Raw genomic sequence first — 15,546 nt, 5'->3', positions numbered from 1 at the left:
ATGTACCTGACCCGCTTCCGCATCAACACAGGCCGAAACGAGGCCCGGCGGCTCCTCAGCTCGCCGCAACGCCTGCACGGCGCCGTCAACATGGCGTTCCCGGACCTTCCGACCAGGGACGGCACCGGCCCCCGCGTACTGTGGCGACTCGATGCCGCCCCCGGCGGGCGCACGGACCTCCTCATCTCCAGCCCGCAGCGACCCGACTTGACGCACCTCGCCGAGCAGGCAGGCTGGCCGAGCCTCGGGCAACAAGGCTGGACGACGTTCGCCTACGGCGAGTTCCTCGACTCCCTCGCCAACAATGACGTCTGGGCCTTCCGCCTCACGGCCAACCCGGTACACCACATCCGCCGCGACGAGGATCCCGTCGGCGCGCCGACCAAGAGGGCAGCGCACGTCACCGTCCGCCACCAAGTCGGATGGCTCCTCAAGCAGCAGGAGCGCGGCGGATTCACGATCCTGCCCCGGGAGCTCGGCTCTCCGACCGGCCCGCCCGCATCGTATGAGGGGAGGCCGCCGACCAAGGCCGGCGGTTCGGCAACCGAAGCGAAAAGCCCGGCCGCAACAGCGGCCATCGGGGACGATGAGCCACGGGATTGGGAATATCAACTCATCGTGCACGACCGCACGCCCGTCCGATTCGGCAGACGGCCGGGCAGCGCGCCCGCCAAGGCGACCGCCCGGTCCCGGCCCGACGTCCAATTCGCACGAGCCACCTTCGACGGACTGCTGCGCATCACCGACCTCACCGCTTTCCACCGAACCCTCACCCACGGCCTGGGCAAGGCCAAGGCGTACGGATGCGGCCTGATGACCCTCGCCCCGGCCCCGGTGAAGTCTTGACCAGCAGGCCCGCCGCCCGTCCGACCTCCACCCCCCGCCAGCTGGCCCGGATCGCGGATCGCCTGTCGTTCGTCTATCTGGAGCGGTGCACCATCCACCGCGATGCGAACGCGCTGACAGCGGAGGACACCGAGGGCACCCGGCACATCCCCTCGGCCACCATCGGCACCCTGCTGCTCGGGCCCGGCACCCGCGTCACCCATCAGGCCATGGCCGTCCTCGGCGAGTGCGGAGCCAACGTGGTGTGGGTGGGTGAGAACGGGGTCCGGTTCTACGCCACCGGCAACGCGCTCACCCGCTCCTCCCGTCTGATCGAGGCCCAGGCCGCGGCCTGGGCCAACCGCCGCTCCCGCATCGCGGTCGCCCGCGAGATGTACCGGCTGCGGTTCCCCGACGAGGACCCCTCGGGCCTGATGCGACGTGAACTGCTGGGCTGCGAGGGCCAGCGCGTGCGCGAGTGCTACGCGAAGGAGGCCACCCGCACGGGCGTGGCCTGGCGCGGTCGGCGCTACACCCCTGGCGATTTCGCCTCCAGCGACGCCCCCAACCAGGCTGTGACGGCGGCCGCCCAATGCATGTACGGCGTCGCCCAGGCCGTCACCGCCGCGCTCGGATGTGCGCCCGGCCTCGGTTTCGTCCACTCCGGGCACATCCAGTCCTTCGTCCTGGACATCGCCGACTTGTACAAGACGGAGATCGCCATCCCCGTCGCGTTCGAGGTGGCGGCCGAGGACGAGATCGACGTCGGGCCAAGGACGCGACGCGCGCTGCGCGACGTCATCAACAAGCGCAAGCTGCTGGACCGCTGCGTCACCGACATCCAGAGCCTCCTCGGCCCGTACGCGCCGGAGCGCTCGCCAGACGACGAGGCCGACCGCGTCGCCCTCCAATCCGACGGTGACGCGGAGCTGGCTGCCGGTGTCAACTACGCGGACGAGGCGACGGTGATCTGGTGACCGTCATCGTCCTGACCCTCTGCCCGACGGGCCTTCGGGGCCTGCTCACGCGCTGGCTCTTGGAGATCTCCCCTGGCGTCTTCCTGGGCGCACCGTCAGCGAGGATCCGCGCGATCCTGTGGGAGGAGGTCAAGCAGTACTCCGGCCAGGGCAGAGCGCTCCTCGCCTACAGCACCGACAACGAACAGGGCTTCACCTTCGAGACCCACGAGCACTCTTGGCACCCTGTCGACCACGAGGGCCTGACGCTCATCCACCGCCCGAACTCGACCCGCATATCTTCGACGTCGTCGCCCCCAAAGGGCTGGAGCAAGACGTCAAAGCGCCGACGCTTCGGCAATCGGTGACGTATGCCCCAATTGCCAGATACTGCGTTACTCGCGCAGAAGCACGATGGTCTTTGGCGTTGTTGCTGGTCATCCAGAGTGCTCCCCGCGGACGCGGGGGTGGTCCCTCCTGGGGCACTTCGTGGGGCGCAAATGGTTCGTGCTCCCCGCGGACGCGGGGGTGGTCCCCTCACTAATGGTCTTGCATTCTGTACAGGGGAGTGCTCCCCGCGGACGCGGGGGTGGTCCCAGCGTCGTCCCCCCCAGCGTGTAGGGACTGTTGTGCTCCCCGCGGACGCGGGGGTGGTCCCCAGGAGACCCCCAACTCCCCGATCGTGGTGGAGTGCTCCCCGCGGACGCGGGGGTGGTCCCATGCCCGAAATGCGAGGACGTTGACGGCCGCCGTGCTCCCCGCGGACGCGGGGGTGGTCCCACCTGTCAGGTGGTGAGTCCCTGGCGACAGACGTGCTCCCCGCGGACGCGGGGGTGGTCCCCTCTCCTCGCATGCGCTGGAGGAGTCCAAGACGTGCTCCCCGCGGACGCGGGGGTGGTCCCTGGCCAAGGCCCTGGACTACCTCCGGGAGGGCGTGCTCCCCGCGGACGCGGGGGTGGTCCCACCACTTCATCACTCTTCCCAGCTCAGAGGGCGTGCTCCCCGCGGACGCGGGGGTGGTCCCGGCTGGTCCTGGTATTGGCTCACGTGGCTCGCGTGCTCCCCGCGGACGCGGGGGTGGTCCCTCCGAAGCCAGCGGTGTACCGGCGTCCCCCGGACTGCAAGTGCTCCCCGCGGACGCGGGGGTGGTCCCAGGGCCGGGGCCTCCGTCATGCACTGCTTGCTGTGCTCCCCGCGGACGCGGGGGTGGTCCCATCCGTCGGCCCAGCCCGGACGACATCAACGCGTGCTCCCCGCGGACGCGGGGGTGGTCCCACCCGGCGAGCCCCAGCAGCAATTACGGATTCGTGCTCCCCGCGGACGCGGGGGTGGTCCCGTCAGTATCCATGGGCGAATCGGAGTACTGATGTGCTCCCCGCGGACGCGGGGGTGGTCCCGGTTATGGCGAAGAGTTAGTGATCCTGGGAGGGTGCTCCCCGCGGACGCGGGGGTGGTCCACCTCACCGCCACCCGGCGCCGCCTCCAAGCCCGTGCTCCCCGCGGACGCGGGGGTGGTCCCCGCCGCGCCCCCACCGCGTGACCTCATGCCAGGTGCTCCCCGCGGACGCGGGGGTGGTCCCGAGGCGGCTCGGCGACAGGCGCAGGAGCGGGAGTGCTCCCCGCGGACGCGGGGGTGGTCCCCGGCGCATCACGGCCTTCATCGTCGCCCGCAGGTGCTCCCCGCGGACGCGGGGGTGGTCCCTACGTCGGCGGCAGCTCGGGGTGGACCATCAAGTGCTCCCCGCGGACGCGGGGGTGGTCCCTCCTGCTGAAGGAGCACCGCATGTCCCACTCCGTGCTCCCCGCGGACGCGGGGGTGGTCCCATGGCAGTCGTCGCCGTCACCGTCATCGGCATGTGCTCCCCGCGGACGCGGGGGTGGTCCTGGCCTCCTGCACCAATCGGACCTGGTCCGACGTCAGCGGGTGCTCCCCGCGGACGCGGGGGTGGTCCCACGGACGGGCTGGCGTTCACCCGGCCGGTCTTGTGCTCCCCGCGGACGCGGGGGTGGTCCCACGCGGGCGTTCCTCCCGGACCAGGAGCCGATGTGCTCCCCGCGGACGCGGGGGTGGTCCCCTCTTGAAGGCGTCGGGCACCTCGGGGTCGGCGTGCTCCCCGCGGACGCGGGGGTGGTCCCGGCCCATGAAGTGGGCCCCGACGGTCTGCCTGGTGCTCCCCGCGGACGCGGGGGTGGTCCCTCGACGTGGTCGCGGCCCTTGTCGAGGACGACGTGCTCCCCGCGGACGCGGGGGTGGTCCCCACGCCTGGGCGTTGACGAAGGCACGGGCGAAGTGCTCCCCGCGGACGCGGGGGTGGTCCTCGACGCCCTCACCGACGGCTGGGAGGACCGCGGTGCTCCCCGCGGACGCGGGGGTGGTCCCCCCAACATGCTGATCACCGGGGTGCCCGGGGCGTGCTCCCCGCGGACGCGGGGGTGGTCCCTCCGTTCCGGTGCTCCCCAGTTGTAATGTACAGTGCTCCCCGCGGACGCGGGGGTGGTCCCCAGCCCGGCGCCAACGGCGCGGGGGCGGGCTGGTGCTCCCCGCGGACGCGGGGGTGGTCCCCCTTCCGTCGGGGCAGCAGGCTCCGCACCATCGTGCTCCCCGCGGACGCGGGGGTGGTCCCTTCCGGAGGTTGTAGAAGCGGGTGCTGCCGCAGTGCTCCCCGCGGACGCGGGGGTGGTCCTGCGGTGGTGGCCGCATTCGCGCTCGTGGTGCAGTGCTCCCCGCGGACGCGGGGGTGGTCCCGGTAAGGGCTCAGTCCTAGAGGCTCGCGAACTGTGCTCCCCGCGGACGCGGGGGTGGTCCCTGCTGGACGGCGAGGTGCGCTTCGGGCTGCTCGTGCTCCCCGCGGACGCGGGGGTGGTCCCGGCGTCTCTGAGCTGGGGGACGGCGGGATGGGGTGCTCCCCGCGGACGCGGGGGTGGTCCCGTTTTGCCCACGCCGCCCTTCTGGTTGGCGAAGTGCTCCCCGCGGACGCGGGGGTGGTCCCGCCGCCGCGCTGGGACGCGGCTTCTGACGGCTGTGCTCCCCGCGGACGCGGGGGTGGTCCCGTCTCGGGGTTGGTCCACCACGTCACCGTGACGTGCTCCCCGCGGACGCGGGGGTGGTCCCGTCCGCCGGTTGGCCGTGCTGTCCGGCTACAGGTGCTCCCCGCGGACGCGGGGGTGGTCCCTCGCCGTGCTGGCCGCCTCCCGCACCGCACCCGTGCTCCCCGCGGACGCGGGGGTGGTCCCAGACAAACGCCACCTGTTTGTTGGCATCGTCGGTGCTCCCCGCGGACGCGGGGGTGGTCCCGCCGTGGCGCTCCCCGAGCCCGTCCCCTGCCGGTGCTCCCCGCGGACGCGGGGGTGGTCCCCGCCGCGAATTCGGTGAAACTCCCGCAGCAATGTGCTCCCCGCGGACGCGGGGGTGGTCCCCGCCCTTGTCCAGCGCCGTCCTGAGAAATGCGGTGCTCCCCGCGGACGCGGGGGTGGTCCCGCCGCGATGGAGGCGGCCGGGTACGGCGTCCTGTGCTCCCCGCGGACGCGGGGGTGGTCCCGGCTCACCCTTCCTGACGTGGATGGAGACCGGGTGCTCCCAGCGGACGCGGGGGTGGTCCCGTCTTCTCGGAGTACTCCCGCGCCGAGGGACGGTGCTCCCCGCGGACGCGGGGGTGGTCCCTGGCTCGGCCAGGCGTCCACGCGGACGCCGTTGTGCTCCCCGCGGACGCGGGGGTGGTCCCGCGATGACCGCCCTGCGCAAGCCCGCCTGACTGTGCTCCCCGCGGACGCGGGGGTGGTCCCCTGTTGGCGCCGGCCGGGACGTGACGGCATGCGTGCTCCCCGCGGACGCGGGGGTGGTCCCCTCCGCCGCTTCCTTCGCCGACCGCTGCGCCTGTGCTCCCCGCGGACGCGGGGGTGGTCCCTACGCCGTGCAGACACCGACCCTGTGGGCGGTGTGCTCCCCGCGGACGCGGGGGTGGTCCCCGGCCTCCCACTGGTGGCCGGCCCCCGGCTCCGTGCTCCCCGCGGACGCGGGGGTGGTCCCGAGGAGACGACTGATGCCCGATCAGCCGACCAGTGCTCCCCGCGGACGCGGGGGTGGTCCCTGCTCCAGCATCCACAGCACCGCCCGCAGCTGGTGCTCCCCGCGGACGCGGGGGTGGTCCCGCCGGCGCCAGCTACCAGCAGCTGGGGGACGCGTGCTCCCCGCGGACGCGGGGGTGGTCCCTGCGTCGCGGGGCGGCGCCCCTGAACGGCGTTGTGCTCCCCGCGGACGCGGGGGTGGTCCCAGGGCGGCGGCGGCATAGCCCACGCCGCCGCGGTGCTCCCCGCGGACGCGGGGGTGGTCCCGCCGATCTGGCGACCACCGTCGATGCTGTCACGTGCTCCCCGCGGACGCGGGGGTGGTCCCGGCGCGGGGTACCAGAGGGTCTGGGCGTCCGCGTGCTCCCCGCGGACGCGGGGGTGGTCCCCAGCACGGGAAGCGCACGGTGCGGGAGGCCCCGTGCTCCCCGCGGACGCGGGGGTGGTCCCGCCTCGTCGGTGCGTCCGCGCTGCACCAGCAGGTGCTCCCCGCGGACGCGGGGGTGGTCCCGGCCCGTTGAACACCGAGCCGGCGGTGGCGGCGTGCTCCCCGCGGACGCGGGGGTGGTCCCCTGGACGCCTGGATGCGCCAGCACCGGGCGCCGTGCTCCCCGCGGACGCGGGGGTGGTCCCGCCTCGTCCAGCGGGCCGTGTTCCAGGGCCAAGTGCTCCCCGCGGACGCGGGGGTGGTCCCCTGGACGCCTGGATGCGCCAGCACCTGGCGCCGTGCTCCCCGCGGACGCGGGGGTGGTCCCGCCTCGTCCAGCGGGCCGTGTTCCAGGGCCAAGTGCTCCCCGCGGACGCGGGGGTGGTCCCCTCCCAAGAGATCACCGGCACGACGTGGTTCGGTGCTCCCCGCGGACGCGGGGGTGGTCCCCAGGCGCGCGCCGACAAACTTGCCGAACGACTGTGCTCCCCGCGGACGCGGGGGTGGTCCCCCGGCGCGCCGGGAAGCATGATTTCCGCAAGCGTGCTCCCCGCGGACGCGGGGGTGGTCCCCGCTGGACGGAGCCCGCTGCTCGAAGCCGGACGTGCTCCCCGCGGACGCGGGGGTGGTCCCCGCTGGACGGAGCCCGCTGCTCGAAGCCGGACGTGCTCCCCGCGGACGCGGGGGTGGTCCCCGGAAGCACAGCGAACACTCCGGGCCGCTCAAGTGCTCCCCGCGGACGCGGGGGTGGTCCTGACGATCGGCTGCTGCTGAGGAGGCTGCGGCTGTGCTCCCCGCGGACGCGGGGGTGGTCCCAGGACGCGCTGCGGGGTGGTGTTGGTGACGACGTGCTCCCCGCGGACGCGGGGGTGGTCCCGAGCGGCCGTTGTAAGCGTTCGTCTCCAGAGTGTGCTCCCCGCGGACGCGGGGGTGGTCCCGCGCGCTGGCCCGGCGCGAGACGGATGCCCAGGTGCTCCCCGCGGACGCGAGGGTGGTCCCAGCGACGAACGCCGAGGAGTCACGATGAGCCGGTGCTCCCCGCGGACGCGGGGGTGGTCCCTCGCCGGCCTGCCGCCCGTCCGGGCCGACCTCGTGCTCCCCGCGGACGCGGGGGTGGTCCCTCGCGGTGCAGGCCCTGGGCCTCGTCCCGCATGTGCTCCCCGCGGACGCGGGGGTGGTCCCTCGCGGTGCAGGCCCTGGGCCTCGTCCCGCATGTGCTCCCCGCGGACGCGGGGGTGGTCCCTGTCCCCGGTCGGCTGATCGCGATGGCCATCTGTGCTCCCCGCGGACGCGGGGGTGGTCCCCGCCCCCTTTCTGACACCCCGTCTGACCTGCAGTGCTCCCCGCGGACGCGGGGGTGGTCCCCCGGAGCCCGTCGCCGCCTGACGGTCCGTCGGCCCATGGGGTGCTCCCCGCGGACGCGGGGGTGGTCCCAGGCCGTCGAGGTGGGCGGCGCGGATGATCACGTGCTCCCCGCGGACGCGGGGGTGGTCCCGCCGTCAGGCCCGCGCCGAGGCGAAGGCGGTGGTGCTCCCCGCGGACGCGGGGGTGGTCCCCGGGACTCAGCACGGATGGTTGGGGAACCAGAGTGCTCCCCGCGGACGCGGGGGTGGTCCCAGCCCGCTTCCGAACTCCCGGTCCTCGCCGGGGTGCTCCCCCCGCGGACGCGGGGGTGGTCCCACGTCGCCAGCGCGCCGCCGGCGGCGCCCGGAGTGCTCCCCGCGGACGCGGGGGTGGTCCCCTCGCGGAAAGGGCCTCGATCGAGATGTGGCGGTGCTCCCCGCGGACGCGGGGGTGGTCCCGTCGACCTGGCTCTGCGCTATCTGAGCGCCCGGTGCTCCCCGCGGACGCGGGGGTGGTCCCGCGAGCGCAGGGTTCGTGCCCGGCGCGCTCCCGTGCTCCCCGCGGACGCGGGGGTGGTCCCACCGAGACGACGACCGCGACGGGATCCCTGCTGTGCTCCCCGCAGACGCGGGGGTGGTCCCGCCGAGCATTAAGCCTGGTGGAGACGGATGCGGTGCTCCCCGCGGACGCGGGGGTGGTCCCGCGGTCATCTCGTACGCGATCGGCTTCCTGCTGTGCTCCCCGCGGACGCGGGGGTGGTCCCCTGACGCGGGATCTGGCCGGTCCCCAGCGCGGGTGCTCCCCGCGGACGCGGGGGTGGCCCCTACTGCTGGCGTTCGACGGCGTCGTGGCGATCGTGCTCCCCGCGGACGCGGGGGGGGTCCCGCCTCCCGCAGGCTCGGGTGGGCCGACGACCCGTGCTCCCCGCGGACGCGGGGGTGGTCCGACGATCCGGTTGCCCTTCTTGTAGGAGGCCAGGTGCTCCCCGCGGACGCGGGGGTGGTCCCAGCCGTCAGCATCGCACGCAGGAGGACCCGTTGTGCTCCCCGCGGACGCGGGGGTGGTCCCGCCAGGTCGACGTTCGGGTCCTTGAAGTGGCCGTGCTCCCTGCGCGGCCAGAGGTCTGCACCAGCCCGGAAACCAGCCCCTGATTGCTGTCGTCGATGCCCTCGGTGGCCTGCGACATGATCGAGCTGGACCCGAAGGCGAAGTCACCGCCCAGCAGGTTCATCGTCGGGATGACCGCGGACCAGCAGTCGGGCGAAGTGCCGGAACTGACCAGGAGCCAGACATAGCCGAGGCCGAGTGAGGCCATCACCGAGAAGATCAGCAGAGCCGTCCCGAACCGGTCGATCAGCTTGCCGGTGATCGGCGAGGCGACCATCACCAGGACGCCGGCGGGGAGGAGGGCCATCGCCACCGGCAGGGGCGACCGGTGCAGCACGTCCTGCAGATACAGCGTCATCATGAACTGGAAGCTCATGTACCGCCAGGGTCCACGAGCGCACCAGTAGACGCGGCACGGCACAGACGGCGAACGGCAAGTTGATCTACCGGTTTTCTACCGTTTCCGCCTCTGCGGTTCGCGAGGCGCCCGAGATCCGCTCGACGCAAGCGGAACTCAGGCTCGCGATTCTGCCTCTGACCTCAGCGGATCTGCATTCCGCTGATGGCGCGGGAGATGACGAGTCGCTGGATCTCGCTGGTGCCCTCGAAGATCGTGTAGATCTTGCTGTCCCGGTACCACCGCTCCACCGGGTGCTCGCGGCTGTAGCCGGCGCCGCCGAGGATCTGGACGGCCTTCTCGGTGGCGGCCACCGCCACCTCGCCGGCCTTGAGCTTGGACATCGAGCCCTCGGCCGCGGTGAACGCCCGCTCGTTGCGGCCCATCCAGGCGGCGCGCCAGATCAGCAGCCGGGCGCAGTCGATGTCGGTGCGCATGTCGGCGAGGGCGAAGGCGATCGACTGGTTCTCGATGATGGGGCGCCCGAACGCGGTGCGCTGCTTGGCGTAGTCGAGGGCGTACTCGTAGGCGGCGCGGGCGATGCCGAGCGCCTGCGAGCCGACGGTCGGGCGGCTCACCTCGAAGGTGGCCATCGCCGCCTGGCCCTTCGCCCTGCCGCCCTCCTTCGCGCGCGCCAGCCGCTCGTCGAGCTTCTCCTTGCCGCCGAGCAGGCAGCCGCCGGGGACGCGGACCTCGTCGAGGAAGACGTCGGCGGTGTGCGAGGCGCGCAGCCCCAACTTCTTGATCTTGCGGGCGGATTCCAGCCCCGCGGTGTTCGGCGGGACGATGAACGCCGCCTGGCCGCGGGCGCCCAGCCCCGGGTCGACCGAGGCGACGACGACATGGATGTTGGCGATGCCGCCGTTGGTGATCCACGCCTTCTGGCCGCTGATCACCCACTCGTCCTTGGCCTCGTCGTAGCGGGCGCGGGTGCGCATCGCGGCGACGTCCGAGCCGGCGTCCGGCTCGGAGACGCAGAACGCGGCCACCTGGGGGTCGTCGGCGTCGCCGTAGCACTGCGGCACCCACTCGGCGAGCTGGTCCATGGTGCCGGCGGAGAAGATCCCGGCGACGCCGAGCGTGGTGCCCAGGATCGACATGGCGATGCCCGGATCGCCCCAGAACAGCTCCTCGTTGACGAGCGGGAGGGAGAGGCCGGTCGGGTCGGCCCAGAGCTCGGCGAGCGACTCGAAGCCGTAGAGGCCGATCTTGGCGGCCTCCTTGATGATGGGCCAGGGCGTCTCCTCGCGCTCGTCCCACTCGTGGCCGGCCGGGCGCACCACGTCGGCGGCGAAGCCGTGCACCCAGTCGCGGAGGTCGGTCTGCTCCTCGGAGAGGTCGAGGTTGAAGGCCATGTCGGTCCGTCCTCCCGCCTTCTCAGGCCTTGGGGATGTCGAAGTACTTGGTGAGCCCGGCGGCGAGGCCGATGTCGCCCTCGACCTTGAGCTTGCGGGTCATGAAGAGCACCGGCCCGCTGGCGTTGCCGGAGACCAGCTTGAGGAACTCGGTCTCGGCGAGGGTGAGGGTGAGGCGGGGCCGCCGGTCGGTGGCGCCCTTGGCGAGGGTGCAGGCGCCCCCGGCGATGTCGGTCTCGTAGACGTCCGGTTCGGCGCCGTCCGCGCCGGTGACGCGCCACCGCACCAGGGCCTTGACGCCGTCGGCGGCGGTCGGCCGGAAGCGGGTCTCGAAGCGCCCGAAGACCTCGTCGAGGACGCGGGCGCGGTCCGGACCGCGCATGAACTCCTTGATCTGCCTGCCGGGCGCCGACTTGACGATGCGTGCGAACTCCTCGGGGGAGACGGCCGCGAAGTCCAGCCCTGCGAGATCGCCGTACTCTACAGTCATCGCAATCGCACAACCTTTCTTACCGCTTGGTAAGTCTACCGAGCGGTAAGGTTATTGACCGAACGATAGGGTTGGCAAGGTGGCTACACGAACCGGTACTGCCGGACCGAAGCGTCTGCCGCGCGCGGTCCGCGAACAGCAGATGTTGGACGCGGCGGTCGCCGTCTTCTCCAGGCGCGGCTACCACGCGGCGGCCATGGACGAGATCGCCGAGCAGGCCGGCGTCTCCAAGCCGATGCTGTACTTCTACCTCGGCTCCAAGGAGGAGCTGTTCGCGGCGTGCATCCGGCGCGAGGCCGACCGCCTGACCGAGGCCATCGCCACAGCGGTCTCGGTCGAGTCCAGCGCGGACCGGCAACTGTGGGAGGGCCTGCGGGCGTTCTTCGTCTTCGTCGCGGAGCACCGCGACAGCTGGGTCGTCCTCTACCAGCAGGCGCGGGCGCAGGGCGAGTCGATCGCCCGGGAGGTGTCCCGCGCCCGCCGCGTCATCATCGACAACGTCGCCGACCTGGTGCGGGCGTCGGGCGGCGGCCGGGTCCGCGGCGGCGAGCCGGAGGCCGTCGCCCATGCGCTCGTCGGGGCGGCCGACGCGCTCTCGGAGTGGGCGCTGGGGTATCCCGACGAGCCGCCCGAGCGGAGCGCCCGCCGGGTGATGGACCTGATGTGGGTGGGGCTGGAGCGGCGCGCGCAGGGCGAGCGCTACGAGCCGTAGCCGCGCCGGCGGGGCAGGGCTTGCGGACGGGCGGGGCTTGCGGGGGGCTCACGGGGACGGGGCTCGCGGGGGGCGGAGCCTGCGCGCCTCACCCCCGTCCCGGACGCGGCTCGACGGTGCCGTGGAGATGGGCGCCGAGCGCGAACCGCGTGCGCTCGCCGTCGCGTTGGACGTGGAGCGCGGCTGTCGCGGGGAGCCGCACCGGGCGGCGGAAGGACGCCGTGGTGGTGAACGCCGGCGGGAGCGGACCCGGGAGGGCGGCGAGGCAGCGGGCCGCCGTCCACATGCCGTGGGCGATCGCGCGGGGGAAGCCGAAGACCCGGGCCGAGGCCCGCGACAGGTGGATGGGGTTGCGGTCGCCGGAGACGGCGGCGTAGCGGCGCCCGATGTCGGCGGGGACGCGCAGCACCGCGGTGGCGGGCAGCTCCCCGGGCCCGGCGCGCTCCTCCTGCGGCTCGGCTGCCTCCCCGGGCTCCGGCCGGCCGTCCGCGCGGGGTTCGGCGTCGGTGGCGTGGCGGTGCAGATAGGTGGACGCCTCCCACCACACCGGCCCGTCCGCGCGCACCGCGTGGACCTCGGTGACGACGTCGAACGCCGTGCCGCGCCGGTGCGGGCGGAGGTTCTCCGTCCGCACCCGCACCTCGAAGCCCTCGGCGGCGTCCAGCGGGCGGCGCCGCTCGGCGCGGTTCTCGATGTGGACGAGCCCGAGCAGCGGAAAGGGGAAGTCACGGGCCGTCATCAGGCCCATGGACAGCGGGAAGCCGAGCAGGTGCGGATAGAGCGGCGGCAGCGCGTCGCCGACCGGCTCGCCGACGAGCGAGGCGTAGGCGGCGAGCGCGTCGCGGTCGACGGAGACCCGGCCCGCGGTGGCGGTGCGCTCGGGGAGGGCGGACGGGCGCCCGCGGCGCGCGGCGCCGGCGAGGGCGCGCGCATAGGAGGCCGCGAGGCTGGGGGTGCGGTCGGGAGCGCGCCCGGGGGTGGTGCCGGCGGTGCGGCTGTGCATCGGCATCGTCAGGCCCCCAGGAACTGCTGGCCGCAGACGCGCAGCGTCTGACCGGTGACACCGGCCGTGGAGGGGGCGGCGAGCCAGGCGACCGCCTCGGCGACGTCGATCGGACGGCCGCCCTGGCCCAGGCTGTTCATCCGGCGGCCGGCCTCGCGGACGAAGAGCGGCATCGCGGCCGTCATCCGCGTCTCGATGAAGCCCGGCGCCACCGCGTTGATCCGGGCGCCGCGCCCGGCCAGCCGCGGGGCGAGCGCCCCGACCAGGCCGATCAACCCGGCCTTGGACGCGGCGTAGTTGGTCTGCCCCCGGTTGCCGGCGATCCCGCCGACGGAGGAGACGCAGACCACCGCCCCGCCGTCGCGCAGCGCGGGCCCGCCCTCGGCGGCGTCGTCGGTGAGGGCGAGCGTCAGCGCCTCGGCGCCGCGCAGGTTGACGCCCAGCACGGCGTCCCATTCGGCGCGGCCCATCCGGCCCAGGGTGCGGTCGCGGGTGATGCCCGCGTTGTTGACGAGGATGTCCGCCCCGCCGTGGTGCTCGCGGAGCCAGGCGGCGACCCGCTCCCCCGCACCCTCCGCGGTGACATCGGCGGGCAGCGCGGCGCCGCGCACCCGGGCGGCGACCGCGGCCAGCGCCTCGGCCTGGCCGGGGACGTCCACGCAGACGACGGTGGCGCCGTCGCGGGCCAGCGTCTCGGCGATCGCCTCGCCGATGCCGCGGGCCGCGCCGGTGACGACGGCGGTGCGGCCGTCCAGCGGCAGCGCCCAGTCGGCCGGCGCCTCGGCCTGCACCCCGGCCGGCCCCGAGGGGGCGTCGACCCGCAGCACCTGGCCGGTGACATAGGCGGAGCGCCCGCTCAGCAGGAAGCGCAGCACCGACTCCAGCCCCGGCCCGGCGCCGGGCTCCTCCGCTCCGACCAGGACCAGCTGACAGGTCGACCCACGGGTCAGTTCCTTGCCCAGGGAGCGGGTGAATCCCTCCAGCGCGCGGCGCGCCACCGCGGCGGCCGCGGTGGGAGCGGAATCCACCGTGTCGCCCAGCACCACCACCCGTCCGCAGCCCGCCAACCGCCGCACCACGGGGTGCAACTGGTCGTAGAGGACGTCCAGATCGGCGGAGGAGGCGAGGCCGGTGGCGTCGCAGAGCACCGCGCCGAACCGCCGCTCCTCGGGCAGCGCCCCGAAATCGCCCAGGAGTTCGGCCCCGAGCGACTCGACCGCCTTGGCGGCCGCCGCGCCGAGCCGGGCCCCGGGTGCCGTCGGTCCGCCCATCACTACCGGACCGTTCACGAGGGGCTCACCGGGACGGTAGCGTCGCAGCGCAACCGGATCCGGAAGCCCGAACGCCCGCGTCAGGGAGCGGGAGAGGAAGGAGGGTGCAGCCATGGACAATCTCCTTACCGTTGAGTAAGTCTACTGCATAGTAAGTTGCTTGAATGGACATCACCACCCACTCGGAGGTCCCGATGCCCGCCGCAGCCGAAGACGCCGTCCCCGCCGCCGCCCCGCCCCGCCGAGCCGCGATCCTCGGCGGCAACCGCATCCCGTTCGCCAAGGCGGACGGCGCCTATGCGCGGGCCGGCAACGCCGACATGCTCGGCGCCGCCCTGGACGGACTCGTCGACCGCTTCGGCCTGGAGGGCGCCGTGCTGGGCGAGTTCGCCGCCGGCGCCGTCCTCAAGCACGCCCGCGACTGGAACCTCGCCCGGGAGACCGTACTCGGCAGCCGCCTGGACCGCACCACCCCCGCCTTCGACCTCCAACAGGCCTGCGCCACCGGCCTGGAGGCCGCCGTCCTCGCCGCCAACAAGATCGCGCTCGGGCAGATCGACTCCGCCGTCGCCGGCGGCACCGACACCGTCAGCGACGCCCCGCTCGGCGTCAACGACCGCCTGCGCCGCCTGCTGCTGGAGGCCCGCCGGACGAAGTCGACCGCGGGACGCGCCGCGCTGCTCGCGCGCCTCCGCCCCGGGCACCTGATACCGGAAATCCCCCGCAACGCCGAGCCCCGCACCGGCCTCTCGATGGGCGAGCACGCCGCCCTGACGGCCCGCCAGTGGGACATCGGCCGCGAGGAGCAGGACGCATGGGCCGCCCGCAGCCACCGCAACCTCGCCGCCGCCTACGACGACGGCCGCTTCGAGAACCTCCTCACCCCCTACCTCGGCCTCGCCCGCGACCAGATCCTCCGCCCCGACACCTCCCCCGACAAGCTCGCCCGCCTCAAGCCCGTCTTCGGCACCCGAGGCCCGGACGCCGAGCACGCCAGCATGACCGCCGGCAACTCCACCCCGCTCAGCGACGGCGCCGCCACCGTGCTGCTCGCCTCCGACGACTGGGCCCGCGAGCGCGGACTCCCCGTCCTCGCCCACCTGGTGGACTGCCGCACCGCCGCCGTCGACCACCTCTCCGGCGCGGACGGACTGCTCACCGCCCCCGTCTTCGCCGTCCCCCGGCTGCTGGCCGCGCACGGCCTGAAGCCCGACGACCTCGACCTCGTCGAGATCCACGAGGCGTTCGCCTCCCAGGTGCTGGCCACCCTCAAGGCCTGGGAGAGCGCCGAGTTCTGCCGCGAGCGGCTCGGCCTCGACGAGCCGCTCGTCCTCGACCGGGACCGCATCAACACCGCCGGCTCCTCCCTCGCCACCGGCCACCCCTTCGCCGCCACCGGCGCCCGCATCCTCGCCCTGCTCGCCACCCTCCTCGCCGAGCGCGCCCGCGAGCGCGGCACCACCGCCCGCGGCCTCATCTCCCTCTGCGCCGCCGGAGGCCTCGGCATCGCCGTCCTCCTCGAATCCCGGCCCTCCTGAACCCTCCCCCCTGAACTCTGCTCCCTGAACCCTGCTCCCCCTGCTCCCCTCCCCTC

9 protein-coding genes, 1 pseudogene and 1 CRISPR repeat array are annotated in these 15,546 nt (G+C 74.0%); of the genes and pseudogenes, 5 read left to right on the top strand and 5 right to left on the bottom strand.

What is annotated here, in order from left to right:
* Genes cas6e through cas2e form a run of 3 tightly spaced genes read left to right on the top strand, consistent with a single transcriptional unit; the run spans window position 1 to window position 2,149 of the window.
* Complete coding sequence (gene cas6e, locus BIV57_RS02035; protein ID WP_071654853.1) at window positions 1-846, top strand: type I-E CRISPR-associated protein Cas6/Cse3/CasE; 846 nt, start codon at window positions 1-3, stop codon at window positions 844-846.
* Window positions 843-1,802 carry a type I-E CRISPR-associated endonuclease Cas1e gene (gene cas1e, locus BIV57_RS02030; protein ID WP_245797385.1) on the top strand — a complete coding sequence of 320 codons (960 nt, stop codon included), beginning with the start codon at window positions 843-845 and terminating at the stop codon, window positions 1,800-1,802. The genes cas6e and cas1e overlap by 4 nt, the downstream gene beginning before the upstream one ends.
* A complete protein-coding gene (cas2e, locus tag BIV57_RS02025; protein WP_071654851.1) occupies window positions 1,799-2,149 on the top strand; it encodes a type I-E CRISPR-associated endoribonuclease Cas2e in 351 nt (116 codons plus the stop codon). Before cas1e ends, cas2e begins: the two co-directional genes overlap by 4 nt.
* A 78-nt stretch (window positions 2,150-2,227) precedes the next feature.
* A CRISPR array of direct repeats spans window positions 2,228-8,685; the repeat unit is 29 nt; unit sequence GTGCTCCCCGCGGACGCGGGGGTGGTCCC.
* Between the two features lie 43 nt (window positions 8,686-8,728).
* On the opposite strand, the pseudogene BIV57_RS02020 reads toward cas2e, so the two are convergent.
* The 3 genes and pseudogenes from BIV57_RS02020 to BIV57_RS02010 form a co-directional block, all read right to left on the bottom strand.
* Window positions 8,729-9,100, bottom strand: a pseudogene (locus tag BIV57_RS02020) (MFS transporter); the annotation flags it as partial.
* A 164-nt stretch (window positions 9,101-9,264) separates the two neighbouring features.
* A complete protein-coding gene (locus tag BIV57_RS02015) occupies window positions 9,265-10,476 on the bottom strand; it encodes an acyl-CoA dehydrogenase family protein (RefSeq protein ID WP_071654850.1) in 1,212 nt (403 codons plus the stop codon).
* Window positions 10,477-10,498: 22 nt separating this feature from the next.
* Window positions 10,499-10,966, bottom strand: a complete 468-nt coding sequence (locus BIV57_RS02010; RefSeq protein ID WP_071654849.1) for an SCP2 sterol-binding domain-containing protein — start codon at window positions 10,964-10,966, stop codon at window positions 10,499-10,501.
* Window positions 10,967-11,045: 79 nt separating this feature from the next.
* Between BIV57_RS02010 and BIV57_RS02005 the strand changes: the two genes are divergently transcribed.
* Window positions 11,046-11,678 (top strand): TetR/AcrR family transcriptional regulator, encoded by a 633-nt coding sequence (locus tag BIV57_RS02005; protein ID WP_245797384.1) that lies wholly within the window; start codon window positions 11,046-11,048, stop codon window positions 11,676-11,678.
* Window positions 11,679-11,766: 88 nt separating this feature from the next.
* Here BIV57_RS02005 and BIV57_RS02000 read toward each other — a convergent pair whose 3' ends face one another.
* Together BIV57_RS02000 and BIV57_RS01995 are read right to left on the bottom strand one after the other, a co-directional pair.
* Window positions 11,767-12,687 carry a MaoC/PaaZ C-terminal domain-containing protein gene (locus BIV57_RS02000; RefSeq protein ID WP_245797383.1) on the bottom strand — a complete coding sequence of 307 codons (921 nt, stop codon included), beginning with the start codon at window positions 12,685-12,687 and terminating at the stop codon, window positions 11,767-11,769.
* Between the two features lie 2 nt (window positions 12,688-12,689).
* Entirely contained in the window at window positions 12,690-14,066 is a 1,377-nt protein-coding gene (locus BIV57_RS01995; protein ID WP_071654846.1) for a 3-oxoacyl-ACP reductase, read from the bottom strand.
* An 80-nt stretch (window positions 14,067-14,146) separates the two neighbouring features.
* Here BIV57_RS01995 and BIV57_RS01990 point away from each other — a divergent pair, with 80 nt between their 5' ends.
* Window positions 14,147-15,490 (top strand): acetyl-CoA C-acetyltransferase, encoded by a 1,344-nt coding sequence (locus tag BIV57_RS01990; RefSeq protein WP_071654861.1) that lies wholly within the window; start codon window positions 14,147-14,149, stop codon window positions 15,488-15,490.
* Window positions 15,491-15,546: the final 56 nt, after the last annotated feature.

The sequence above is a fragment of the Mangrovactinospora gilvigrisea genome (assembly GCF_001879105.1).
Classification (GTDB): Bacteria; Actinomycetota; Actinomycetes; order Streptomycetales; family Streptomycetaceae; genus Mangrovactinospora; species Mangrovactinospora gilvigrisea.
This window is presented reverse-complemented; position numbering and strand designations above follow the sequence as displayed.